The sequence below is a fragment of the Sporosarcina sp. JAI121 genome, from assembly GCF_013408665.1.
Classification (GTDB): Bacteria; Bacillota; Bacilli; order Bacillales_A; family Planococcaceae; genus Sporosarcina.
In genome coordinates this window covers 737,469-761,494 of sequence record NZ_JACCCL010000001.1, presented here as the reverse complement: position 1 = coordinate 761,494, position 24,026 = coordinate 737,469, and the positions used below count along the sequence as shown (strand labels likewise).

General features: G+C 44.5%; 26 protein-coding genes and 2 pseudogenes. 3 read left to right on the top strand and 25 right to left on the bottom strand.

Annotation, left to right across the window (positions count from 1 at the left end; genetic code table 11):
* Positions 1 to 397: 397 nt before the first annotated feature.
* The 14 genes and pseudogenes from HDC33_RS03540 to HDC33_RS03475 form a co-directional block, all read right to left on the bottom strand.
* Positions 398 to 685 (bottom strand): hypothetical protein, encoded by a 288-nt coding sequence (locus HDC33_RS03540; protein WP_179391131.1) that lies wholly within the window; start codon positions 683 to 685, stop codon positions 398 to 400.
* 81 nt (positions 686 to 766) lie between these two features.
* A pseudogene (locus HDC33_RS03535) lies at positions 767 to 880 on the bottom strand (flagellin); the annotation flags it as partial.
* Positions 881 to 1,225: 345 nt separating this feature from the next.
* Positions 1,226 to 2,302, bottom strand: a complete 1,077-nt coding sequence (locus tag HDC33_RS03530) for a flagellin N-terminal helical domain-containing protein (RefSeq protein ID WP_179391130.1) — start codon at positions 2,300 to 2,302, stop codon at positions 1,226 to 1,228.
* 142 nt (positions 2,303 to 2,444) lie between these two features.
* A complete protein-coding gene (csrA, locus tag HDC33_RS03525; protein ID WP_179391129.1) occupies positions 2,445 to 2,666 on the bottom strand; it encodes a carbon storage regulator CsrA in 222 nt (73 codons plus the stop codon).
* Positions 2,667 to 2,670: 4 nt separating this feature from the next.
* Entirely contained in the window at positions 2,671 to 3,114 is a 444-nt protein-coding gene (gene fliW / locus HDC33_RS03520) for a flagellar assembly protein FliW (RefSeq protein WP_179391128.1), read from the bottom strand.
* 18 nt (positions 3,115 to 3,132) lie between these two features.
* Positions 3,133 to 3,687, bottom strand: a complete 555-nt coding sequence (locus HDC33_RS03515; RefSeq protein ID WP_179391127.1) for a DUF6470 family protein — start codon at positions 3,685 to 3,687, stop codon at positions 3,133 to 3,135.
* A 54-nt stretch (positions 3,688 to 3,741) separates the two neighbouring features.
* Positions 3,742 to 4,617, bottom strand: a complete 876-nt coding sequence (gene flgL, locus HDC33_RS03510; RefSeq protein ID WP_179391126.1) for a flagellar hook-associated protein FlgL — start codon at positions 4,615 to 4,617, stop codon at positions 3,742 to 3,744.
* A gap of 19 nt (positions 4,618 to 4,636) precedes the next feature.
* Positions 4,637 to 6,163, bottom strand: coding sequence for a flagellar hook-associated protein FlgK (gene flgK / locus HDC33_RS03505; RefSeq protein ID WP_179391125.1), 1,527 nt, complete (start codon positions 6,161 to 6,163; stop codon positions 4,637 to 4,639).
* A gap of 11 nt (positions 6,164 to 6,174) precedes the next feature.
* Positions 6,175 to 6,672, bottom strand: coding sequence for a flagellar protein FlgN (locus HDC33_RS03500; RefSeq protein WP_179391124.1), 498 nt, complete (start codon positions 6,670 to 6,672; stop codon positions 6,175 to 6,177).
* 31 nt (positions 6,673 to 6,703) lie between these two features.
* A complete protein-coding gene (flgM, locus tag HDC33_RS03495; RefSeq protein WP_179391123.1) occupies positions 6,704 to 6,967 on the bottom strand; it encodes a flagellar biosynthesis anti-sigma factor FlgM in 264 nt (87 codons plus the stop codon).
* A gap of 132 nt (positions 6,968 to 7,099) precedes the next feature.
* Positions 7,100 to 7,516 (bottom strand): TIGR03826 family flagellar region protein, encoded by a 417-nt coding sequence (locus HDC33_RS03490; RefSeq protein WP_179391122.1) that lies wholly within the window; start codon positions 7,514 to 7,516, stop codon positions 7,100 to 7,102.
* Positions 7,517 to 7,537: 21 nt separating this feature from the next.
* Complete coding sequence (locus HDC33_RS03485) at positions 7,538 to 8,146, bottom strand: ComF family protein (protein ID WP_179391121.1); 609 nt, start codon at positions 8,144 to 8,146, stop codon at positions 7,538 to 7,540.
* The gene (locus HDC33_RS03480; protein ID WP_179391120.1) at positions 8,143 to 9,522 is read right to left on the bottom strand and encodes an ATP-dependent helicase ComFA; all 1,380 of its coding nucleotides are present in this window, start codon (positions 9,520 to 9,522) and stop codon (positions 8,143 to 8,145) included. The genes HDC33_RS03485 and HDC33_RS03480 overlap by 4 nt, the downstream gene beginning before the upstream one ends.
* A 22-nt stretch (positions 9,523 to 9,544) precedes the next feature.
* Entirely contained in the window at positions 9,545 to 10,393 is an 849-nt protein-coding gene (locus tag HDC33_RS03475; RefSeq protein WP_179391119.1) for a DegV family protein, read from the bottom strand.
* A gap of 351 nt (positions 10,394 to 10,744) precedes the next feature.
* Between HDC33_RS03475 and HDC33_RS03470 the strand changes: the two genes are divergently transcribed.
* Positions 10,745 to 11,521: an enoyl-CoA hydratase-related protein gene (locus HDC33_RS03470; RefSeq protein WP_179391118.1), complete on the top strand. Its 777-nt coding sequence runs from the start codon at positions 10,745 to 10,747 to the stop codon at positions 11,519 to 11,521.
* A gap of 39 nt (positions 11,522 to 11,560) precedes the next feature.
* On the opposite strand, the gene HDC33_RS03465 is transcribed toward HDC33_RS03470, so the two are convergent.
* The 10 genes from HDC33_RS03465 to HDC33_RS03420 form a co-directional block, all read right to left on the bottom strand.
* Positions 11,561 to 11,974, bottom strand: coding sequence for a DUF1761 domain-containing protein (locus tag HDC33_RS03465; RefSeq protein WP_179391117.1), 414 nt, complete (start codon positions 11,972 to 11,974; stop codon positions 11,561 to 11,563).
* A gap of 205 nt (positions 11,975 to 12,179) precedes the next feature.
* Positions 12,180 to 13,001, bottom strand: coding sequence for an MBL fold metallo-hydrolase (locus HDC33_RS03460; RefSeq protein WP_179391116.1), 822 nt, complete (start codon positions 12,999 to 13,001; stop codon positions 12,180 to 12,182).
* A 498-nt stretch (positions 13,002 to 13,499) separates the two neighbouring features.
* Positions 13,500 to 14,150, bottom strand: a complete 651-nt coding sequence (locus HDC33_RS03455) for a TetR/AcrR family transcriptional regulator (RefSeq protein ID WP_179391115.1) — start codon at positions 14,148 to 14,150, stop codon at positions 13,500 to 13,502.
* 30 nt (positions 14,151 to 14,180) lie between these two features.
* A complete protein-coding gene (locus tag HDC33_RS03450) occupies positions 14,181 to 15,209 on the bottom strand; it encodes an ABC transporter permease (protein WP_179391114.1) in 1,029 nt (342 codons plus the stop codon).
* The gene (locus HDC33_RS03445) at positions 15,206 to 15,937 is read right to left on the bottom strand and encodes an ABC transporter ATP-binding protein (protein WP_179391113.1); all 732 of its coding nucleotides are present in this window, start codon (positions 15,935 to 15,937) and stop codon (positions 15,206 to 15,208) included. Before HDC33_RS03445 ends, HDC33_RS03450 begins: the two co-directional genes overlap by 4 nt.
* Before the next feature lie 370 nt (positions 15,938 to 16,307).
* Positions 16,308 to 16,844 (bottom strand): GNAT family N-acetyltransferase, encoded by a 537-nt coding sequence (locus HDC33_RS03440; RefSeq protein ID WP_179391112.1) that lies wholly within the window; start codon positions 16,842 to 16,844, stop codon positions 16,308 to 16,310.
* Positions 16,845 to 16,860: 16 nt separating this feature from the next.
* Positions 16,861 to 18,840, bottom strand: coding sequence for a S9 family peptidase (locus HDC33_RS03435; RefSeq protein WP_179391111.1), 1,980 nt, complete (start codon positions 18,838 to 18,840; stop codon positions 16,861 to 16,863).
* 250 nt (positions 18,841 to 19,090) lie between these two features.
* Positions 19,091 to 19,420: an antibiotic biosynthesis monooxygenase gene (locus HDC33_RS03430; RefSeq protein WP_218843156.1), complete on the bottom strand. Its 330-nt coding sequence runs from the start codon at positions 19,418 to 19,420 to the stop codon at positions 19,091 to 19,093.
* A gap of 91 nt (positions 19,421 to 19,511) precedes the next feature.
* On the bottom strand, positions 19,512 to 20,603 hold the full coding sequence (locus tag HDC33_RS03425; protein WP_370457400.1) for a CotH kinase family protein: 1,092 nt from the start codon (positions 20,601 to 20,603) through the stop codon (positions 19,512 to 19,514).
* A gap of 352 nt (positions 20,604 to 20,955) precedes the next feature.
* Positions 20,956 to 21,126: a hypothetical protein gene (locus HDC33_RS03420; protein WP_179391109.1), complete on the bottom strand. Its 171-nt coding sequence runs from the start codon at positions 21,124 to 21,126 to the stop codon at positions 20,956 to 20,958.
* 378 nt (positions 21,127 to 21,504) lie between these two features.
* Between HDC33_RS03420 and HDC33_RS16760 the strand changes: the two are divergent.
* Positions 21,505 to 21,603 (top strand): annotated as a pseudogene (locus tag HDC33_RS16760) (hypothetical protein); the annotation flags it as partial.
* 52 nt (positions 21,604 to 21,655) lie between these two features.
* Positions 21,656 to 22,186, top strand: coding sequence for a hypothetical protein (locus HDC33_RS03415; RefSeq protein ID WP_179391108.1), 531 nt, complete (start codon positions 21,656 to 21,658; stop codon positions 22,184 to 22,186).
* 184 nt (positions 22,187 to 22,370) lie between these two features.
* Here the strand turns inward: HDC33_RS03415 and HDC33_RS03410 are convergent, their stop codons facing one another.
* Positions 22,371 to 23,924 carry a fatty acid--CoA ligase family protein gene (locus HDC33_RS03410; RefSeq protein ID WP_179391107.1) on the bottom strand — a complete coding sequence of 518 codons (1,554 nt, stop codon included), beginning with the start codon at positions 23,922 to 23,924 and terminating at the stop codon, positions 22,371 to 22,373.
* Positions 23,925 to 24,026: the final 102 nt, after the last annotated feature.

The window sequence follows — 24,026 nt, the reverse complement described above, 5'->3', positions numbered from 1 at the left end:
AAGAGAGGTAAAGACAGGACATTTCATTTCTTTTTTACCGGGCCATCACTTCTTCTGACACTCATATAGCCTTTTCCTTTCTTTGTGCGATTAATTTAGAAAAGCTTTATTTTATTTTTCTTCATTTTGAAGAAGATGCTACCGATATCGTCATTACCAATTAGGTATTCGTTTAAGACATCTGTACACATTCTTGCACAATGTAACGTTTCACTTCATGTGGAATTCTCTTTTCACTAAGCTGATGTAAATCACTATATTTGTCCAGTACCTTCTTTTTATTTCCTCCTAATCAATTAAAACAGGGCTTCCCTCCGAAGAGAAAAGCCCTGTTTTGACAAACATCATGTACATGTATGCTCAAGAATATAATATATAATTAAAGGTTATTGCTCCCTTATCCATTTTCGCTTAGAGAATTAAACTCTCTAATTATAGTGTCTATTTGTTGAGAATCAGTAGCCTGCATAACTTCATCAATTACTTCTCCCATGCGTTCTCTAACATTAGTTGGAGAAGTGTTTTTATAAATAACCATAGCATATACAGTAGCGGCTTTTACCTTACTAATCTCTGATGCTATATCAAATAATCCAGATTCCGCTAATTGAGCTGGGTCACCTGCACGCTCCACGTCACTACCAAATGCTCCTCGTATAAATAATTCATATCTCAGTCCGTTCATGTCTTTGTTCACTCCTCAATAATAATCTAACTAATAAAAGAGGCTCTAGAAAAACTAGAGCCTCTTCCAAATAATCTAATATTAACGAAGAAGTTGTAAAACTCCTTGTGGTTGTTGGTTCGCTTGAGCCAACATTGCTTGTGCTGCTTGTGAAAGGATTGAGTTCTTTGTTTGTTCCATCATTTCTTTCGCCATCGTGCGAAACATTTACTTTCATAAATGACTAGACTATATCTTCACCCTCTAATTTCTTAGTAGGGGTCGGGCGCTTCGGATTCGCAATGCTGATGGACATTGTTTCACCTATGGATTTCATCATCATAGCCGAAGCCTTAGATGGTATATCCTAGTCGTTGGACGTTCTCCACTCTTTCGAGACAGGAGCTTCGCTGCTGATTGCCCAATCTTTTCTTTTTTCGGACCATCACGCTTGTTGTTTCCAACTACGTTGTGGCAAGAAAAGCTCTAAGGGATTTCCAGCAATTCACCCGATAATACTCTCTAGCCGTTACCAGCTAGGACGACTGTGCTTGTCACTGCTTACGCAGCTAAAGCATAATCAACGTCACGGATACGAGATTCCGCAGCAGTTAGGTTTTCAGAAGATGTGTTCAAGTTGTTAATTGTGTGTTCTAAACGGTTTTGACTTGCCCCTAGAGATGAACGTTGTTTGGAAACACCTTTAATAGCATCATCAAGGACTTGAATTAGGTCGTTAGCTTTACCAGCATCACTGACAATTGAAGCTGCAGCACCTGTAACTTTATTTGATATATTATTTAACCCACCACTACCTAAAGTAGTAGAATCCATTTGTGCAAAGGTTACTGTTAAAGTTTCATCTGCAGAAGTACCATTACTACCGATTAAGAAATTTGCTCCACCATCGGCAGCTTTAGTTGTGATAACTTTAGCATTAAGTCCACCTTCAACGTTTGTTGCTGTATCAGAACCTGATAACGTAATTTTAACTCCAAGTTCTGAAAAATCAAAAGTCTTTTCACCAGCAGCTGCCGCAGAGTTAATAGTTTGAGAAACTCCATCGTTACGAGTTATTTTTAACTTTCCAGCTGTAGAGCCATCGAATGTATAAGTTGCACCTGACCCTTTTGCACCAGATAAATCGATATCAGAAATTACTGTAGCACCCACAGCAGTACCAACTTTAGTAGTACTTGCAGCATCTACTTTAGTTGATAAATCCCCAGATAATAATTTTTTTCCATTGAATGCTGTAGTATTAGCGATACGGTCAATTTCACTTGTAAGTTGTAATAGCTCATCACCAATTGCTTCACGGTCATCAGTATTATTAGTATCATTTGATGCTTGAACAGAAAGTTCACGCATACGTTGAAGAATATCATGTGTTTCGTTTAAAGCACCCTCAGCGGTCGCAATCATAGAAATTCCATCTTGAGCATTTTTACTAGCTTGATCCAACCCACGAATTTGTCCACGCATTTTTTCAGAAATTGCAAGACCAGCAGCATCGTCCCCAGCTTTGTTAATACGAAGACCTGAAGCCAATTTCTCCATTGATTTAGACTGTGCAGTAGTTGCACTGTTCAACTGACGGTGTGTGTTAAGTGCTGCGATGTTGTGATTAATTCTCATTATAATTTCCTCCTTGAATGTATGTTGCTCACGTCCTTGTGAGCACATTTTTTATACCGAAGAGACCGGGTCGGCCGAACCCCGTTTTCCTCGCTACACTAGTACTATCGGATTCTCTTTTGGAATGTTTAATAGAAAAGGGTTATTTTTTTTCGTTTTTAAGGAAGTCCATGAAACCATCTATTTTAATGGCTTCAGTGTTTGATTCTGATACTTCTTTTAGTAGTTCACCGCGTAAGATGGGGACGTTTTTGGGAGCGTTGATGGCGATTCGGACTTGGTCTCCTTTTATTTCACTGATGGTAATTTCGATTTCATCACCGAGCCAAATGGATTCGCCTTTTTTTCGAGATAATACGAGCATTCCGTCACCCCTTGTCTTTCTGCATGTTGGTTTCTATGGAATATCTGATTGGATATTCCATGTTTTCCAGAATGCATTGTTTTGCTTTTTTGGATTTTGTGTTGATGATGACGGGTGCTTTTAAGTTTACGGTTGAGGCATTGAAGGGTTCTTTTACTGTAACGATTGTTAAGACGATTATGTCTTCTTCGGATTCTATATTTAGGGACTCTACGGTTGATTCATCCAAATCGATAGTATAGTCGTCTGTAAATAAGTAAGGATTCGCCGTTACAAAGCCTACTTCTTTGGAATTGATTGACTGGAGAATTTGATAGACTTCATTTCCTTCTATGGATAATAAAACGAAATTCTTTTCATCCTCAAATCCTGGCAGCCCATTTTCAAAAGTGAGGACCTCAGATTCTGATACTTCTACTACCCCTAAAATCGTTGATTGTATTTTCATATACTCATTCTCCTTCTGTTAAGCTTTAAAATCTATTTGAATCGATGGTTTTTGAAGTAACTCCGCGGTTACTTTTCCTGGTGTATATGTATGGATCGGCTTGTTCGCTGTACTCTTGTTAATGACCTTTTGAGGCTCTACTCGTATGTCCACACTGCCAGGTTCAAATGAAACCTTCACACTGCCATAGGACGGGATGAACTTGACGTTTAAACTGCTATAGGGCTGCCGGAGTGCTCTTTCGGCAAATGTCTGAATTGGACTTCCGCCATTTTCAATTCTCATGAGTTCATTGCCATCTTGTGCGCGGCGAGCGATTCCATTGGAGACTTCTGATTGGGCATACTGGGCAACTTCTTCTGTACGTTGGGCGGAACTTTTTAAGTCCATATCGGCACGGGCTTGCGTTGTATCAATCGATAGCCTAGACTTTCTTGTTTGCATAGTCATTTCTGCTTGTGGTTGTTGGATATCTAGTGTTGCACGTGGTTGCTCTATTTCTTGTGTTGGTTTTTGGGTGGTCAGCCCTAGAAGTGCTTTTGTTGTCGTTACTTGTAGTTGTGGGATGTTCATTTTTCTCATCCTTTGAAAAAACGATCTTCCCTATGGAAAGATCGTTTTTCTATTTTATCGTAAAAAGTCTACTAGTGATGGCTGGATAATACGTGAGCCGACTGAAAGTGCTGCACGGTGGATTGACTCTTGTGTGAGCATTTCGGTGATGGCTTTTTCGTAGTCGATATCTTCGTTTTCACTCATTTGTTTTTTTGCAGAGGCTTCTTGAGAATCCAAACGGTTACCCATCATTTCGACTCGGTTTTGGCGTGCGCCGATGTCTGCGCGTGTTGTAAGTACTTTGTCCATGTTGGCGTCGACTTTTGCGATTGCAGCGCTGAAGTCTGTGTCTGCATTAAATACGTCGAACATGTCATCAATTTCTTTAAATAGATTTAACACGTTTGCATTTACATTCATTGTGACGCCGTCAAAAACTTCGATATCAACGCTTTTCTCAAAGGCTGATGGGTTATCCGGATCTATATTCGGATATGTTTTATTTTCTTTATCATAAAGAGGAGTGGCAGTTTTCGTGCCACTGAAAATATACTTATCTCCCACTTTTGTATTCGCCATGTCTTGAATATGCTCGCGTAGCTGATCAAGTTCACTCTGAATCTTTTCTTTATCTTCAGGTGATAATGTACCGTTTGCCGCATTTGTAACAAGTTCCTTCGCACGGTGCATCGCCTGTCCGACTTTATCAAGCGCATCGTCCGAGCTATCCAGGTAGTTGTTGACTTCACCCAGGTTACGTTGGTACTGGGCAACTTTATCCACTTGTGTGCGGTAAGCCATGCCTTTCATGGCTACGACGGGATCGTCTGATGGGCGGTTTACTTTTTTTCCTGTATTGAGCTGTTCTTGGAGTTTGCCCATTTTATTGTAGCTCGTGGAAAGGTTCCGGAGCATGTTATTCGAAAGCATTGATTGTGTTACGCGCATATAACTAATTGCTCCTTTCTTACATTCCTGCTCGGCCCATGCCGTTGATGATTTTGTCGAGGGTTTCATCGACGACGGTGATCATGCGGGCGGATGCGTTATAGGCTTGTTGGAATCTGATCATGTCCGTCATTTCTTCATCGAGTGAGACGGAACTGATGGATGCACGGCGGTGTTCGACTGCGCCTTTTAACGTTTGCGTATTGAATGCCATTCGTTCGGCTTGTTGACCGTCGACACCTAGTTGACCGATTATTCCTTGGAAGAATGATTCAACGGTTGCCCCGTTGATACCTTCTAATCCTTTTGATTGGACATCAGCAAGTAATTTGGCGTTTTTACCGTTGCCTTCTTCGCCTTCTCCTGTAGAAGCTCGGAGTAGACTAGGATTGTCGATGATTTCTTGTTTCACTTTTATGCCGGCCGCTCCTGAGCCTTCAAAGAAAGCAGTATCTGGATTGGCAATTACTTCACTCGTTAATGGGAAACCAAGACCGTGAACTTTATTAAACTCTTCAGCAAAAGCATTCGCCATTTGATCGAGTTTTGCTAGCATGTCCGGATAGATTCCTTTACCGTCTGCTGTCCCATAAGATTCCATTAAGGATTTCATTTTACCTGTCGATAAGAAATCTTTGTGGTCGAGTTCCAGTGCTTGTCCATCGGCAGTTTGTACTGCAAAACCGATAATAGGTAAATTTGTTACATTACCGTCATCCTCGGTTTTAATGAGATTGTCGGGGTTTGTCTTCAAGGTTGCAGCTTTGCTACCTTCGACCAGCACCACTGATTGACCACCGATTTTCATCGTAACCGTGACCGAACCTTCAGCCATCGCCAAAGCCCGTCCGCCTGATGGCTTGTTTTCCGTTTCAATCGGGAAATATGTGGATAATTCATCAAGCAGCGTATCTCGCGCATCGTACAGATCATTCGGCATATAGCCGTTCGGTTCTACTTGTTTGATTTGTGCATTCAACTCCGAAATCTGTTTCAAGATAGAGTTGACATCGCCCGTTGCGACGCTGATTTCTTTTCCAAGGTTCGTCTGGATTTCCGTCAATGATTTATGCATGTAGTTGAATGAGTCTGCAACTGCTTGACCGCGCTGTACGACGACTGAGCGTGCGCCGCCGTTTTCAGGGTTGACGGCGAGATCCTGCAAGGATTGCCAGAATTCACTGAGTGATTTCTGCAGTCCGTATGCGGAAGGCTCGTTCAGGACGTCTTCCATTTGAGCGATCGCTTTTGTTTGAGATTCCCAGTAGCCCAGTTTGTTGGATTCCTGTCTGTATTGCTGGTCGACAAAGCCGTCACGGATACGTTGGATAGAGCCCGCTTGGACGCCTGTTCCGAGGAATCCAGGCATTGTGCCGGCGCTTAGACCGACGCCGGGGAATCCGCCTGTCGCTTCCATGTTGACACGTTGGCGCGAGTACCCGAGCGTGTTGGCATTACTGATGTTGTGTCCTGTTGTATAGAGCGCGGATTGCTGTGTGAACAGGCCGCGTTTATTTGTTTCCAGTCCCATGAATGTAGAGCCCATCGTGTTCCTCCTTACGCTTGCGAGTCGAATGTAGTTTGTTTGGTCGAAGCTTGTCTTCCGTTGATTTCCGGTTTTGAATAGTTGACCGCTTCCATACGCGGCCGAACCATGTCCAGCGACAGATTCACGAACTGAAGTGATTGATACGTCAGCTTCTGGTTCAGGTCGTTTTGCCATTTCAAGTCATGAATCGCATGCAGGAGACGGTCCCTCGCCTCCTCAAGGCTTTCCTTGTCCGCTTCCGGTGCCGCCTCCAGTAAATCGGCGATGGTCGGATTTTGCGGTACTGATCGTCCTTGATCAGTTAAATACGTTGCTACGGCACGCTGTCTTTGGGTGTCCATCTGAACGATGGCAGCTAAATGGGCCTGCTCGTCTTTCAGCAGCTGGTCGAGTTCGTCCATGTCACCGCTCTTGATGAGGGCAGTCTTGTCGTTTGCTAGCCGCAGCAGACTTCTATGAAGTTTTTCCAGACTGTCAAGTAACGCCAAGATGGTTGTAATGGGCATGTGTTTTTCCTGCTTTCAGTTAGTGATATTTTTACGGTTTGAAATGCTTTACCAAGTCAGCAGCAAGTTTTTCGGGTTCCACTTCGTATGTCCCCGCTTGTACTTGTGCTTTCAATTGTTGAACACGTTCATTGCGCTGAGCGGAGAAAGAAGAAACTTCCGATAGCTTTTTCGCTTCGGATGAAATTTCGAGTTTGTCCGTTTTCATTTTCGGCTTTTGCTCTGCCTGTTCTGCTTTCAGCTGGTTCGCTTTGTAAGGATTGACTGCTGGTAGAGTGAACTTTTGAATTTTCATTTGTTCTTGCTCCTTTCGTTTGCTGTTTTATATGTTATGTGAGTCCTCTCTCATTATTTCGGCATAAACTTGTGAACGTTTAGGGTCTTTTGAACGAAAAAACCGGTCAGTACAAAACTGCCGGATTATTTCCTATTCCGATTTACGCCCCGCGTGGTAGGTCGCTTTCTCATTTGCTTCGACTGCATCCCGGAATTCCTGCGCCGCCTCGAATGTTCTAATGTCATTTTTCAGGTCTGCTGTACATCCGTCACACAGTTTTCCTGTGTTCGTCAGCTTGCCGCAATTGTCGCACGGATAACCGAGATTCGGAAATAATGCAGGTTGGAGTCGACCTTTTCGCACCCATTGGTGAAGCAAGGTTTCGGTGACGCCAGTCGCTTCGACAATCCGTTCTATCGTCGCCGCCCGGTTCTCACGCCTTCTTAAGAAACGGTACACTTCCTCGTACATTTTCTCATCGCTCATGGCGCATTTCGCGCAAACATCCCGCATACCTGTGTAGTTGAAAAACGCGCCACATTTCGGGCAATCTCGTAGTTCTGCCATTTTGTTGCATCTCCTATCGTTTCATCGTTCGGCACGAATCAATGTAACCGCTTCGACACGCGTTGCACCCGCCTCTTTTAAAACAGTCGCCGCATGACGTAGCGTTGTGCCAGTCGTGTAAATATCATCTAGTAGTATATACGTGCTAGGTTGTACGCTGGTTCCCGGTTTCAGTCTGAATAAAGGTTTCACCGCAAGACGTTGTTCCTTCGATTTCTCGCCCATCGCTTCCATGCCCGTTTTTTCGAGCAAGTGGGTAAACGGAAGGCGTGCACTTTTCAACAGTTCGTCGACAGGAGCAAATGTCCGTTCAATCCTTTTTTCAGGATGCATCGGGATTGGAACAATGGTTGGGTCTCCTTTTAAAAGGGTTCGCAGTTCATTCGCGAAGACACTTGCCAGCGCGACGTCCTGAAGGAATTTGAATTGGTGCAGGTATTCCCGCATCGCTTCGTTGTAAGTGTATAGCGATGTGACTTGGTCCAACAATTTGTCCTCTTCCTTTATGTCGGCACGTTGGAACTTTTTTGAACAATCTTGGCAAATAGCTGTTTGTTTTTCGAGTGCGAGTAGTGCTTTCCAGGAAGGTACGGATGCGATTTTTTGTTCACAGAGCAAGCAATCGTTCAATTGGGGACGCCCCCTTTATTCAACTGGATTATTTCTTTTTTCGCATCATCCATTGCGTACGTGATGCCGTGGTGAAATAAGACGAAATCACCTGACGGATGTTGCTCAGAACGTCCGACGCGGCCGCCGATCTGGATGAGTGCGCCTTTGTTGAAAATGAGCTGTTCCGCCCCGACGACGGCAACTTGGACATTTGGAATCGTGATGCCGCGTTCTAATATTGTTGTCGTCAGAAGGCCCGGGACTTCTTTGTTGCGCAATGCTTGGACATGTTCTTTCCTGTCGGGATGCGAAGCATGGACCGCGTGAATGCGTGTGTCCAGCTGTTTGAATAATAGTTCCGCCTGTTCCATAAGTCCGATGTGATGGAAGAAGATCAGGAACGGTTCTTTTCGGCGCAGTCGTTCCTCTGTCCAGTTGTTGAGTTTTTTAGGCAGTTTACCTTTTTGGATATGTTTCGTGTAATTCCAAAGGCTGTCGTACCTTGGAATCGGTAATGGATGTCCATGGTATCTGCGGTTGATGGTTGATATTTGCCCTGTTTTTTTGATTTCATTGAGAAGTTTGTCCGATGGTGTTGCAGTGACGAAATGGACGGGTGCTTCCGGTTTTGCGGCTTTCCGGACGGCTCTTCTTAATGTTTCCTCAGCTGTATATGGAAATGCATCCGCTTCATCGACGAAGATGGCATCGAAGGCGTGACGGAATCGGTATAACTGGTGCGTTGTTGCGAGAATGAGTTGTGCGGAATCTGTTGTTGTTTCTGCGCCGCCGTATAATGCTTCGATTGCTGTTTCTGGAAAAGCTGCGCGAAGGCGTGGTTCGAGTTCAAGGATAACGTCGACCCGCGGCGCTGCGATGCATACCCGTTTGCCTGCTAGGAGCAGTTTATGGATCGGCTCGAAGAGGATTTCCGTTTTCCCTGAACCGCAGACGGCGTGGATGAGGTGCGGGATGCGTTTGGTATTGCTTTCTGTCAGTTCGTTGGATGCTTGCTGTTGACGGGGTGTCAAGATGCCTTGCCAAGCGAGCGTGTGATTTGTTGGATAAATCGGCTGTTCTGCGTTCCAGACGATGAGTTCGGTGCATGTTGAAACACGCCCCATTTTGAGGCAGTGTCTGCAATACGTGCAAGGACCTTCGCATTTTGCGCAGTCGAATGTTGTGAAGCGGGATTGTATGGTATTTTCACATCTATTGCAGATGTGGCGGGTTTGATTGGCATAGGTTTTGGTGGTTTTGATGCCGGGTATCGTTTTGATATGTTGCGATTGGATGTGTGCATCGATCGTTTCAATTGGAAAAGGGGTGTGCAGACGGAGCCAAATACGGCCGGCCAGGAAGTCCCTGACTGACGGATCGAACGTATTTGCCATTCGCAACACCCCGTTTCTGATTTTATTTACTTCTTCGTTTAACCCAACCAAGCCCCATCGATGCTTCTCCTAGATGCGTACCGATTACGGGACCAAAATGACTGATGGTGAACTTTACGTCCGGTAACAGTTCGGAAAGTTCCGCTAGCCATTTTTCGGCGTCTTCCGGTCGGTTACCGTGGATGATAGCCGCCTCAAGCGGCATTTTAGCCGCGTCTTCTGCCAGCATGTCCGCAATCCGTTTCATCGCTTTTTTGCGGGTACGGATTTTTTCGAACGGGACGATAACTTTATCTTGGAAATGAAGAATCGGTTTCACTTGAAGCAATCCGCCGATCAGCGCTTGTGCAGCAGATAGCCTGCCGCCCCGTTGCAGATGTGTAAGGTCGTCCACCATGAAATAAGCGCGCATTGTCTGTTTCATTTCATCGAGTTCGGCCATGATTGCTTCAGGCGCCGCTCCTTCTTTCGCAAGTTCCGCCGCGCGTAGCACGTAAAACCCTTGCAGGTAACAGGAGATTTCCGAGTCGAATGTATAGACGTCGATACCGTCCACCATTTCGCCTGCCTGCTTCGCTCCCGCGTATGTGCCGCTTATACCGCTTGACAGATGGATGGAAATGACCGCGTCATAGGTACCTTTCAGCGACTCAAACAACTCGACGAATTTGCCGATCGGCGGCTGAGAAGTCTTTGGCAGCGGGCCTTCGCCACGCACTTTATCGTAAAAATCGGCTGATTGGATGTCGATTTCTTCATCATAGACTTCCCCGTTGAGTGTAACCGACAGCGGAATCATCCGAATATCAAACTCTTTCATTATACGTGCAGGCAAATAAGCCGTACTATCCGTTACAATTGCCGTTTTCAAATTTAGATCAGCTCCTACCCCTATTCTACCTAAATCTTGGAGAAATGGGAATGCGAAAGTGTGGGGTTGTCGAGTTGGGATTAGAATCGGAAAGTTACTATCATAACTTGAAATAATGATTTCCTTCAAATACGTTCCGGCGCTTCGGGGATGCCTTCCGCCATAAGCCAGGTAGCTGCGCCACCAGTCTTATGGCTACGGCTCCCCCTTGTAAGGCGCCTTCACTTTGTACATATCCTTTTTTATTTATTCAACTAATCGGACATATTCACTACAAATCGGAATAGCAACCCTACATAATTAATGGTATATTCTAATTGTGTGAATGTTACAGTCAAAGGGGATTTTACTATGGAGACAGTTCGTTATGAACAAAAGGGGAATCTCGCCTATGTGACACTTAATCGTCCGGGCGCGATGAATGCATTTAATTACGATATGTTGGTTGAACTTGGACAGATTACGGAGTCGATCCGTATCAATCCGGATATCCGTGTTGTCATTTTTACGGGTTCGGGCGACCGTGCTTTCAGCGTGGGGGCTGATTTGAAAGAGCGGAAGACGCTGACGGATTTGCAGGTGAAGCGCAATATTTACAAAATCGGAGAAGTCTTCACAGCGATTGAAAACTTGCCGCAACCGACGATTGCTATGATGAACGGCTTTGCATTCGGTGGCGGGATGGAACTTGCACTGGCGTGCGATTTCCGGATTGCGGCAGACACTGCGCTTATGGGGTTGACGGAAACGGGACTGGCAATCATTCCGGGAGCTGGTGGAACACAGCGTCTTCCACGGTTGATCGGCGAGGCAAAAGCGCTTGAACTTATATTGACTGCACGCAGACTATCGGCTGTTGAAGCGCTTGGATATGGGGTTCTAACAAGAATCGCAGCTTCTGAGAATCTTGTCCAAGAGACGGCTGATTTCGCAGAGACAATCCTCGCGAATGGTCCGATTGCCTTGCAGCAAGCGAAATTTGCCATTAAACATGGCATGAACGTAGACTTGCAGACCGGGCTTGCAATTGAGCGGAAAGCATATGAAATTACGATTCCGACTGAAGATCGGATTGAAGCGTTGAATGCGTTTGCGGAGAAACGCAAGCCTGCTTTTAAAGGGAAATAAGTAAAAGGAGAAGGCCTGAATGAGGGCCCTCTCCTTTTTTCATTTCATAAAACAAGCGATTATCATGCCCATGGCAGTTAACGAAACGATATGGTAACCTGCGCTAATGAAAAACAGTGTATACTTCCTGCCTTCGAAAAAGGTAGGCGATAATTCCCGCGCGCTTGCGATACCAGCCCCGGCTAAAAAGCCGATTAATGCTCCCCCGCCAATTGTCACCGAATCCAGCATCGAAATAACTAATGATAAAATGATTGCTGTGATGATGCCGGCGAGCGTGGTGAGTCCGTATCCGATATTCGCGTTACTTGTGTGAAGTTCTTCAGGAGTTTTCCCCAAGCTTTTCATCCAGATGTTTGCGAAGAGGAGCGGTGAGTACCAGAGAGCCCCGATAATCATATTTGCGACAACGGCAAGTATGATTGCTAAAATACTGATTTGCGATAAGTCCATTTGCCATTCTCCTTCAATTGGTAATGTAGTAGATGGATTGTACCATGATGAAGTGCTTTTTTATATAAGTAAAAGAGAAGGTATAGTACCCGATCTTGTCCGGGAAACGGCTGATTTTGCGAGAAAGTTAAGCCGAAATACCCCAATATCGAAGAGATATCGGGAGTATGAACATCAGTAATGAAAGAGTTGTTGTTTAAACTGGTTATGATTTTTTCGTATGTTCTTGAATAATCGAGTTTATTATGTGCGAAGAGCCCCATTCCCCTGAAGATAAATAGGTGATGGGATATTTTTTCGGGAAAAGCGTGGTGCCAATCTGACTTGGTGGCATTCCATCTTCGTACAGCTTGATTGTTTTTCCTTGTAGTTGTACTAAGTAATCCAACTTTCGTTGTAAAGAGGCACGCCCATCCATCAAATAGCCGGCATGGGCGCAAAACACTTCCCCAAAATCATAGGCAACTACTTTCGTTAAGGAGTCAATAATAGTTGGAATGCATTCTTCACGTAAAACGACCTTTGTCTTTTCCTGGCAATATAGATCTCCTGTAAAAAGTTGACCCGTTTGACGATTTAAAAAAGCTACATGATCGATGGCATGGCCAGGTGTTTCAATCACATCCCATGTTGCATTTCGGGATGAAAACGTTTTTCCGATCACCTTCGCATGAAAAGGGCTTCGTTTCCCCCAAAAAAATTTTCGATACAGTGGATAATCCGGTTTCATTGCACAATAATCAAGCATCCTGTCATTCATATAAATAGGCAGCTGCAGCTCTTTCTCTAAAAACGCCGCACAGCCTGTATGATCTTCATGAAAATGCGTAATTACCACTTGATCGATATCTTGTTGTTTCATAAACGGCTTAAATTCCTTTTCCAATGACTTTGCACCCGTATCAATTAAAACGCCATCTACGACGAAGCAATGGACATTTAATTTCACCCCTTGAAATGCTACAGTACCGTTCCCTATCCCAACATCATTTATCGTCTGCTGTTTAAAGCCCTTCTTTACAAACATAAAATGCCCCCTCATAACTATCCCATTGTTAGATTTTAACACAAAATGAATGAATATTCATTTTTCTAGAGGGGGTTATGAGGTTTCACCAATAAAAATAAAAATGCGCTATGTGAAAAAGCCCGCCATTATTGACTGGACAAAGGGATTTCCTATGTTATACGCCACGCTGCTTTGTGGGTGCCTTCCGCGACCACAGGAAAGGCGCTATACTTATGGGGTTAAAAGTAAGTTCTTAGTTGCCCTGATTTCAATACCTGTTTTTTGCTTTATGTTTCAACATATTAACTACTTATAATGTTTTTTTCATTATGATATATAACTAGAGCGTAGGCGCCTTACTGGGGTAGCCGAAGCCATAAGACTGACGACAAAGTTGTCTGGCTTATGGCGGGAGGCATCCCCAAGCGCCGGAGCGTGTATGAAGTGAAAACCATATTTCTGCCTTAATAGTGGACTTTTTCAGTGACTTCTTTTATACAGCAATCGTTCCTATTTTCATTTCCCCGTCGCCAACCCTTTCATCAAAAACCCGACAGTCGCGTCAACTTCCGCTTCGTCATCCCATTCTGAATTCGGTAAAATAGCATACTGGGTCACGAAGTAGCCGATGAGTGTCGAACCCGTCAAGCGGATGACCGTATCAGGGGGCAGTTTGATGATTTGCCCTTCTTCCTGGTAATAAACCACAATCTGCCTAAGACGCATAAAGACTTTGCTGCCGACATGCTCGATGAATTGCTCTTTCAGTTCCGGGTGAAACGGGATTTCCTGAATGAAGATTTTAATGATTTTCATATTACTTTTCAAAAACTTTCTGCGATTATCAATCATCGCCCTTACAAAGTCTTCAAATGTTTGATGGTCGTGGTTCAGTACTTTATTTATATCCTTTATGATGACTGGTGCCATTAGCTTAATCATCATCGGTGTGACGATGGACATCAGTAATTCTTTTTTCGTTTTGTAATGTCTAAAAATCGTTCCTTCGGCTACCCCGGCTTTTTGGGCGATTTCCTTTGTGGAAGTAGCGGAGAAACCTTTTTCAGCGAATGATTCAATCGCGGCGGCCAAAATCTTCTTTTGTCGTTCTGTTAAACCGCCTTCATGATTAAACATCTCTTCTATCATTTGATCCTCTCTTGACATGTTAAACTCCCTTTTCGTCAATCATTTCTTTTAGATTTTCCGGTATTTTCGCAGGGCCAGGATATTGATTGCGATGAACAGTAATGAAAATCCTACTAATGCTAAAATATCCATGTAAATAGCGCTCCATCCATATCCTCTGACCATAATATCCCGTAATGCATCCGCCGCGTAATATAAAGGAGTGAACGGCCCAATCCAGCTAAGCCATTCCGAAATGGTTTCCAAATTGAATAATCCGGAAAAGAAGATTTGCGGAATGACAATAATCGGGATGAACTGCATCATCTGCAACTCATTGTTGGCGAATGAGGATAGCAAAATGCCAAGTGTAAGTGCAGTTAAGGCAAGCAGCAAAGTGATCAACAACACATAGCCGAATGCCCCATCCATCATCATTCCGAGCACATAAATCGCATAAGCGGCGATGATTGTCGATTGGATCATCGTGAAGATGCCGAAGCCAAGCACATAGCCCATGACGATTTCCCATTTTCGCAGTGGACTTGCGAGCAGACGTTCAAGCGTACCCGTCGTCCGCTCCCGTAAAAACGACACTCCCGCGATCAAAAAAACGAAGAAGAAAACGAAAAAGCCGAGCAGAACAGGTCCGAAATAATCGAACATCCCCATTTCGCTGGAGCCATGCAAGTAATCGATTTTCAATGTAGGTGCATTGCTGTTTTCCTGCCCCGACAGCATCGGTTGCTGCAGCCATTTCATCGTTGCCCCGGCTACACTCGGATCGCTTCCTTCAAGAACGATGGCAGGCGCGTTGTTTTCAAAGTAGACGTATCCATCTATTATCTGTTCTCCTAAATCCGCTTGAGCGCTTTTTTCATCGCTGTATTTTGTGATAGCCGCCCCATCTACATCCATTTGATCCACAATTGTATCGGGAACGTCGACGAAACCAATTTTTGGCGTATACTCTTCCCCGTTAAACACGAGGTGTAACATCGTCAACACGAGGATCGGCGCTACGATGAGCAGCCCCATCGTTCGTTTGTCTCGTACAATTTGCCTTAAGATTCGTATTGTCAATGCGAAGACTCTCACTTTTTTGCACCCCCGTAGACGAGGAACGCTTCTTCGATCGTTGATGAATTCGTCGCTTCTTTCAATTCATCGGGCGTTCCGACCGCAATTAGCTGTCCGTCGCGAATGAGTCCGAGCCGATCACATTTATCGGCCTCATCCATTACGTGTGTTGTCACGATGATCGTCGTTCCGTTTTGTTTTAATTCGTAAAAGGCTTCCCAAATGCTTTTTCGTAGAACGGGATCGATGCCCACAGTCGGCTCATCGAGGATCAAAATTTTCGGTTCGTGTAACAGTGCTATTGCCAATGAAAGTCGGCGTTTCATTCCGCCGGAGTAATTGGAGACCAATTTGTTCAGTGCGTCCGTAAGTTGAACGAGTTCCATCACTTCAGCGATTCTACGAGTCTGTTGCTCACCTTTCAGGCCATACAGTGAAGAGAAAAATTGCAGGTTCTCTTTTGCGGACAAATCTTCATATAGCGCATCTGATTGCGCCATGTAGCCGATGCTGTTAATCAATTGTAAAGAAGGCATTTTCTTTTGAAATACATAACTTTCCCCCGACGTCGGTGTATCCAATCCGGTCAATTGTTTCACTAACGTCGTTTTACCAGCACCAGACGGGCCAAGGAGACCAAAAATCTCACCTTCGAAAATATCCAAGTTGATGTTTTGCAGCACGTGGTGTTTTTTATAGCTTTTAGATACGTGACGAATCGATACACAAATATTTGATTGTTCCACGTCTTTCACCCTCCTATAAAAATGAGTGAGTACTCACTATTATTATATGTAAAGAATTGGTGTTTGTGAAGTGAGTACCCACACATTTTATTATTGACCGACCATATGTCATGGAGGACCGATCATATAACCCGGACGACCGACCATATCTTACACCAGACCGATCATATATCACCGGCGACCGACCATATACTACGCCAGACCGATCATATATCGCCGGCGACCGACCATATCCCACGCCAGACCGATCATATAACTCGTCAGACCGACCGTATGCTTTTCATGTCACTACATTGAATTAGAATGAAAACAGCCAACCCGATTTTCCGGGATGGCTGTTTTCATTCCATGGAATCTTGTCTAGCTTCAATCATCTGGCCGCCCATTCCTCACGAAGAATACCCATGCGAATCGAATCATAGTATCTCCCGTTCCAATAGCGGACTTTCCGCAAACGCGCTTCCATCGTCATGCCAAGTTTCTCCCCGACTTTGATCATCCGCTCGTTACCGGACCACGTCGTATACCCGACACGGACCAGCGGCATTTCATTGAATAAATGATCGATCCACATAGCAAGCGCCTTTGTTCCGTAGCCGCCGCTCCAATACTTCGGTTCGTAAATGACGATTCCCATCTCGAGCCAAAGGGACGGCTTATGTTCCCAATAATAACTAACCATGCCGATCAATTCGCCATCCACTTCGATGCCCCAATAATCTTCCTGGGCAACGATGTTGTCGCGTCTTTCCAGAAACGCTTCATAACTCATCGGCTGATGCTCATAATAAGGTGCATCCCACTTTTTCCATTCGGGGTTTTCATCCTTGAAACTGAGCTCCCACATGCGGTGAAGATCTTGTTCTCTGATTGGGCGTATCGTTACGCCTTCAATTGTATAACTCAATCAGTTACCTCCGATTCTATTTGAGACACTTCGCGAACCAGCCCGTGATTTCATCGAGTCGAGCAATGCGAAGATTCGGTGTGCCGGTCCGCGATAGGTTATGATTTTCATCCGGGAAGCGAACGAATTCCGTTTCTTTCCCCATGCTTTTTAATGTAATGTACAGCTGCTCCGCCTGTTCGATCGGGCAACGGAAGTCTTTTTCGGAGTGTAAAATTAACAGCGGCGTCTCAATGTTTTTCGCATATTTCAGCGGTGAATGGTCCCATAATTTTTCCACGTCAGTCATATCCGCACCGATTTGCCAATCGCTGAAATAGTAACCGATATCGGATACGCCGAAGAAACTGATCCAATTCGAAATCGAGCGCTGCGTGACTGCAGCCTTGAAACGATCTGAATGCCCGACGATCCAGTTCGTCATGAAACCGCCGTAGCTTCCGCCCGTAACGCCGAGGCGATCCGTGTCAATCCAGTCATTTTCCTTGATGGCATAATCCAGTCCGGCCATGATATCTTCATAATCCCCGCCGCCGTAATCACCTCGTACCGCATCGACGAATTCCTGACTATAACCATGGCTTCCGCGCGGATTGACGTACAATACACCGTATCCTTGAGCTGCCAACAACTGTAGTTCATGGAAAAACGTATTCGCATACATCGCGTGCGGACCGCCGTGAATTTCAACAATCAGCGGATATTTTTCGCCTTCTACATAACCCGCCGGTTTTAGTAACCAGCCATGCACATCCCAATTTTTCGCGCCGTTATAAACGATTGCTTCCGGTTCAACAAGTTCAACTTCTTCCAAATACGTAGCGTTGAAAGAAGTGAGTGCTTCCCGTTCGCCTGTTGCGATTGTCTGCTTATACAATTCTCCCGGGCTAACGGCATTGCTCACTGCAACGAGCGCAAATTCGCCGTTGGCCGAAATGTCATAGCCATATACATGTTCATTTTCCGGCGAAGCCGGGTACAGCTCCCCTTCAAGGGATGCGACGTATAGACGGATATCGCCCATTGTCGACAGTTGGAAATACAAGTGATCATTCCTTGTCCAAACCGCTGACGGCGCCTCCGCCCCTTGTTGATGATCCGCGACCGCCAAATCCCCGACGGGTGCATCGATGCTTTCCGTCAAATTCATGCGCGTCCCGTCTTGCGTGTCATAGACGTACAAATTGCTATGCGTCGCGTTTTGGAATGTCCTGTCCGAACCAACATAGGCGATGTAACGGTCATCATATGAAAACTGAGCCCCGTTGAAATAGCCTTCTTCATCGACAAGGACGGTTTCTTCTTTCGTTTCGATCTCCACAATGACTAGCGGCTGACGGAATTCGAAATCGAGATTCTCTTTCCGATTGACGCCGATGACAAGTTTCTTGCCGTCATGCGATATAGCTTGCAGACTATGCTCGTGATTTCCTTCCGTGAACTGCGTAACCTCCCCCGTTTCGATATCGACGACGCCGATTTGTTTATATGAATCTTGTGGCAACAGGCCCGCCCCGTCCATCTGGTATTTCATTTTCGTAACGCGGTATGGTTCCGGCTTTTTCTTATCGTCCTTTTCTTCTTTATCTGTGAACGTCTTGCCTTCTTTCACGACTGCATTCACCCAAATTTTCTTGCCGCACGGCGACCAAAGGAAACTCGAAACACCTTGTTCAAACGATGTCACACGTTGCGCTTCCCCGCCCCTCGCCTGCAGGATGAACACTTGGTTCTTCTCTTCACGGTCCGATAAAAAAGCAATCTGCTGCCCATCGGCGGACCATGCCGGTGATGAAATGCTCCCTTTGCCATGCGTCCACTGCGTCACTTCATTAGACTCTAAATCCACATGGAATAAATTCGAAACATACTTATTTTCCTCTTCAAATATATGCGTTTTCACGAACACCGCTTCCTTGCCATTCGGCGCCAACTGCGGATCCGTCACAGACTGTAATTTGAACAAATCATCGACTTGTAATTTACGTTTTTCCATTATAATTCCCCCTAAGTACATCTCTATCTACTAATTTCGACATTCGCAAGAGTATCCCTTTTTTCGTGTTGGGGTGAAAAGTGATTGTATAGGAGGATTTAATTAAGGACTGTGAGGGCAAGGGTCTAATTCTGCAATCAAATTTATGACAAAAGCGTGGGATTCAATGTTGAAACTGGACCAATTATCCCCCGCAAAAAAAACGATGACTTTTCATATGAAAAGTCACCGTCATTTTAATTTATCTATCTCACTCCACCGGTTCCACTGCTTTCTTGACTGTTTCCACTTCATATAATCCGCCTTCTGAACTGACGATATAGTCAGGCTTCGGCTTACCGAGCTTCGCTTTATGGCCCGCAATATGCGCCGGACTCTTTTCCCACTGTTTCCAATACTTCTCCGATTCCCAGCGCACCATAATAATGACCTCTTCATCGCCACGGCGTACTTTTTTCACCATCACAGTTGAATCGATGAATCCTTCCTGCTCTTCAATGATGCCTTTTCCTCCAAAACGTTTCACGACTTGTTCAGCATTTCCTTCAGTGACTACCATTTTTCTCATTTGAACGAACAATCTACACAACCTCCATCAAAATGCATACTTTCCTCCATTATAAATGATAATGATTTTCATTACCATTTAAGAGCTTCATAATATGCTCCGCCTACTCCAAGGCATCCAATTGGCTTCTAATGTAGTTTCCCCGAGCTTCAATATAGTTCAATATGAAATCCGGTTCACCATCAAATATGTGAAGATTGTCTTTTTCATAGGGATCCTTTTGAATATATGGCCTGATTACATCATACATCGCTAGTATTTTAGGTTTCATATAGTCCTTGTTAAATTTGCTGTTTAATATCTCTTCTAACAGGTTTTTGTATTGCGTCCGAAAATTTTTCACATCCAGGATCCTTGCCGTAAGCGTATTAAATCCTTGGATTCTCAAATAATCTTCCCGCATTACTTCCCCATTTACATCCCTTCCCCATGTCGCATCGTAATCCCACGGAATGACTTCGAAAAGACCCGTTTCCCCGTTCCTGTAAAGGGCATAGTTATGAACAAATCCATCAAAGTTCTGCGTGAAAACGACTCCGGCGAGCCAACGGAGATACTTATCCACGTTTATATACTTTACAATTTCGTCCCCAAATTCCTCTCTAGGAATGGTATTTATCTTAATAATCATCTCTTGCAACTGTTCGTCATCTTGCTCTGTCCCGCACTTTTGTTCATACCCTAATTTCAGTGATTTCTTTACTTCTTTATCAAGATCACTCATTAACGAAAAGTTGGCATCCCCATCGACTGCATAAAATATCGACCCTTTCGGCAGCTGCCGATTCGCCAGGAACTGTTCATCCACTGATTCTAATTCCAAATAAACACCCTCGTTTTTCCCGTTAATTTTCATGAAGACAAAACGGGATTCAGGTGACAGGCAACCAATTTCATTAAAAAAATCAAACGATAATTTATTTCTTAGCAATGAAGGATCTTTGAATTCCGCATTCAAATGAACCTCTTTTGCATTTCTATACATGCTCGGTTTATAAAAAGAGAGGTGGTACGATTTCTTCCGCAAATCCCGGATATGCGAGCCGCGATATGCAATATCTATCGCATATTTCTTTTTATTTATCGTCAGCTTTGCGGCAACCGGATCATCCATCCAAATATCTTTCCGTAATTCACTCACAACGCTAGGATGAATAAAAAATTGATATTCAGGTATTTTCATGCCAGTATCCACGCCAATTCTATCCCTTCACTTTTATCCTATTCGTATGTATACGAATGAGCGATGTGACTTGGATAGTATAAATATTTTCAAAATGTACGCATTTGTCTCTGATACTTTTGGTACAACCACGTACGTTAAGAAGAGGGAAGGATGTTGTGGTAACTCTGTATCAATTCTGTCGACAGGAATGTGAGTAATCCTCCTTTCTCCACTTTGCAGGAAAGGAGGATTGAATATGTCACTATTTTTTGAGGATGAAATTCAAAAAGCGAAGCGTAAAGCTGATAACATGGGATTAGACAACTTTATGTTCCAGGAGCCTTCCAGTTACAGACATCGAACGAATAACAATCGGCGGACTTCATGTAATCGTCGCCGCACAAGCAACAAACGACGTTCTTGCCGTAGCCAACGCCATACTAGCAATAAACGACGTTCTTGCCGTAGCCAACGCCGTACAAACAACAATCGGCGCTCTAGCTGCAATCAACAACGACCAACAAACAATCGTCGCTCTAGCTGCAATCAGCAACGACCAACAAACAATCGGCGTCCTTGTTGCGGCCGACTAAACTCTGACCGGAATCACTGTAATTCATGCAACAAGCGGAACAATGACAGGAAACGTGGATGTTGGGACAGATTCTAACTTGTGACCTGTTTTCTAAGTTACTCTCGTAAACAAATTTGTGCGAATGAAAACCCTCTTTCCGACGTGGAAGAGGGTTTCTTTATTAGAGAATGACATTCCACTTACCCTCCCTTGAATATTTCCGAAACATGAGTGTATGGCCCTTACAAACTTCGTACAGCTACGTACTGTAGGGGGAGACTAAGGATTTGAAGTAACTCTGAATCTATCTTGTAAAAAGGCAGAAGAGTAAACCTTCTTTTTCCATCTACTAAAGAAATGAAAGGAGGTTTAACTATGTCAAACTACTTTGATAATGAAGAAATTCAAAGAGCGATTAATAAGATTGTTTCCTTGGGATTAGACAACTTTATGTACCAGGAGCCTTCCAGTAACGCACATCACACGAGTAGCGATTGCCGAACTTCGAGTGATCAACACCGTACAAGCAGCCACCACCGCTCTAGCTGTAAACAACAAGATACAAGCCACAAACGATGTCATTGCTGTAAAAAACAGCATACAAGCCACAAACGAAGCTATTGCTGTAAAAAACGACAAACATTTGAAAAACGTCGTCCTTGCTGGAAAAAACAACAGACATGCGACAAAAAGCGCTCTGACTGGAATAAACAGCAAACATGCGACAAAAAACGCTCTTGTTGGAAAAAACAACAGACATGCGACAAAAAACGCTCTTGCTGGAAAAAACAACAGACATGCGATAAAAAACGCTCTTGCTGGAATAATAAGCAGACAGGCGACAATAAACGCTCTTGTTGGAAAAAACAGCAGACATGCGACAAGCAACATACAAGATTTGGCCCACAATTACCGAGCAACAAGAAACGTCAATGCTGCCATCAGCAGCAACAGCAACAAAAGAAAAAGCGACGTTCTTGCTGTGGTTACTAACGACCGAGCAGCACTTACACAAGTCGGAACAATTTTCAACTTGTAACTTGCTTTCGTGGTAATCCTTGCAACGAAAAACCCTTTCCACTTAACGGAAAGGGTTTTTTTAGTCGTTTATATCGACGTACTTTACTAGTATAAAATCTCTTTATTTTCATACTGAAAACGATTGTCCCTATCATTTGTAGGACAACTCTTTTTCCATTTGAATTCATGAGAGGTCTGTCCATTTAAATTTTTACGTGGTTTTTCAATGACCGTCTCAATATTTTACCAGTCGTATTTTTTGGCAATTCATCCAAGAACTCGATTTGTTTCGGTACTTTGTATTTTGCCAAACGGGCCGCACAGTATGCGATTAGCGATGCTTCGTCAGTGTGGACACCGTCTTTCAGAACGACAAATGCATGGACCGATTCTCCGAAATCCGGATCAGGCAAGCCAATGACTGCCGCTTCGACGATATCGCGGTGAGCGAATAACACTTCTTCGACTTCACGCGGATAGACGTTGTAGCCGCCTACGATGACGAGGTCCTTTTTACGGTCGACGATGTAGAAATAGCCGTTTTCATCACGCTTGGCCATATCGCCTGTATACAACCAGCCGTCACGGATAGCCGATTCGGTTTCTTCGGGCATTTTGTAATAGCCTTTCATGACGTTCGGTCCGCGCACGATGAGTTCGCCGACTTCCCCGTCCGGAACTTCATTGCCCAACTCATCGACGACTCTGTTTTCGACGTTGAGGATATTCGTTCCGATAGAACCTGGTATACGCTCTCGGTCAAGCGGGTTGAAGCATGTTACAGGGGACGCTTCCGATAAACCGTATCCTTCTGAAATTCGCACATCGAACTTCTCCTCGAAATTATGCAGCAATGCAACTGGCAGCGACGAACCGCCGGAAATCGTCGTCCGGACAGACTTGAAATCAGCTGGATCGGCATCCGAATACTGATACAAGAAATTGTACATGGTCGGCACAGCGGCGAAAATTGTCGCCTGTTGTTCTTTCACGATTTTGAATACTTCCGCCGGACTGAAACGCGGTACTAACAAAATCGTTGCCCCCTTCACAAGCGGTGCATTGACGACAACTGTCAGAGCGAAGACGTGGAAAACCGGAAGCGTCGCCACGACGCGGTCATCTTCCGAAAAACCAAGATAATCCGCAACATCACGCGCATTAGAATACAAGTTACCGTGTGTCAACATCGCGCCCTTCGGCTGTCCTGTCGTACCTGAAGTATACAAGATGATAGCGGTTTCATTGTCATCCATGAAAACGGGTTCGACATTCGGCTTCCCTGCTGCAAGGAGCTGGGTGAATGAATGGACCTTCGACTTCAGCGCCTCTGGCAATGCCGCGATTTTTGCCGGCGTTTCGGGAACCGTTTCACAAATCACATAATGTCCGACAGTCGGAAATGCGCCCGCTGCCTGCTCAACAAGTGGCAGAAGAAGATCCAGTGCGATGACTGCCTTCGCGTCACTGTTATGTATAATGTACGAAATTTCGTCTGGCGTATAGATGGGATTGACCGGAATCGCTGTAGCACCGAGTCGCATTGTGGCGTAAAGCGAAATTAGAAAATGCGGTGTATTGCCTAGCAGAAATGCGACATGGTCCCCTTTGCCGATGCCCAGATCTTGAAGCGACGATGCAAACATCGCCACCGACTGATCGAACTCCGCATACGACGTATCTTTCCCCATGAAATGGTAAGCCGCTTTCTCAGGCTGTATCATCGCAGTTTCGCGTACTTTCGTCACTAAATTCATACCTTCATCCCCCTTTGATTAAATGAACAGCGATTCATTTATCACCAAAATCATTATATAAGAAAAGTTCAGACAATACAAGACGTGAAAAGCGGAAGCGGC

Bases quoted from the DNA above. Each gene is read 5' to 3' on its own strand.
- HDC33_RS03540 (WP_179391131.1), bottom strand. From the start codon at position 685: ATGAACGGACTGAGATATGAATTATTTATACGAGGAGCATTTGGTAGT.
- HDC33_RS03530 (WP_179391130.1), bottom strand. From the start codon at position 2,302: ATGAGAATTAATCACAACATCGCAGCACTTAACACACACCGTCAGTTG.
- csrA (WP_179391129.1), bottom strand. From the start codon at position 2,666: ATGCTCGTATTATCTCGAAAAAAAGGCGAATCCATTTGGCTCGGTGAT.
- fliW (WP_179391128.1), bottom strand. From the start codon at position 3,114: ATGAAAATACAATCAACGATTTTAGGGGTAGTAGAAGTATCAGAATCT.
- HDC33_RS03515 (WP_179391127.1), bottom strand. From the start codon at position 3,687: ATGAACATCCCACAACTACAAGTAACGACAACAAAAGCACTTCTAGGG.
- flgL (WP_179391126.1), bottom strand. From the start codon at position 4,617: ATGCGCGTAACACAATCAATGCTTTCGAATAACATGCTCCGGAACCTT.
- flgK (WP_179391125.1), bottom strand. From the start codon at position 6,163: ATGGGCTCTACATTCATGGGACTGGAAACAAATAAACGCGGCCTGTTC.
- HDC33_RS03500 (WP_179391124.1), bottom strand. From the start codon at position 6,672: ATGCCCATTACAACCATCTTGGCGTTACTTGACAGTCTGGAAAAACTT.
- flgM (WP_179391123.1), bottom strand. From the start codon at position 6,967: ATGAAAATTCAAAAGTTCACTCTACCAGCAGTCAATCCTTACAAAGCG.
- HDC33_RS03490 (WP_179391122.1), bottom strand. From the start codon at position 7,516: ATGGCAGAACTACGAGATTGCCCGAAATGTGGCGCGTTTTTCAACTAC.
- HDC33_RS03480 (WP_179391120.1), bottom strand. From the start codon at position 9,522: ATGGCAAATACGTTCGATCCGTCAGTCAGGGACTTCCTGGCCGGCCGT.
- HDC33_RS03470 (WP_179391118.1), top strand. From the start codon at position 10,745: ATGGAGACAGTTCGTTATGAACAAAAGGGGAATCTCGCCTATGTGACA.
- HDC33_RS03465 (WP_179391117.1), bottom strand. From the start codon at position 11,974: ATGGACTTATCGCAAATCAGTATTTTAGCAATCATACTTGCCGTTGTC.
- HDC33_RS03460 (WP_179391116.1), bottom strand. From the start codon at position 13,001: ATGTTTGTAAAGAAGGGCTTTAAACAGCAGACGATAAATGATGTTGGG.
- HDC33_RS03455 (WP_179391115.1), bottom strand. From the start codon at position 14,150: ATGTCAAGAGAGGATCAAATGATAGAAGAGATGTTTAATCATGAAGGC.
- HDC33_RS03435 (WP_179391111.1), bottom strand. From the start codon at position 18,840: ATGGAAAAACGTAAATTACAAGTCGATGATTTGTTCAAATTACAGTCT.
- HDC33_RS03410 (WP_179391107.1), bottom strand. From the start codon at position 23,924: ATGAATTTAGTGACGAAAGTACGCGAAACTGCGATGATACAGCCTGAG.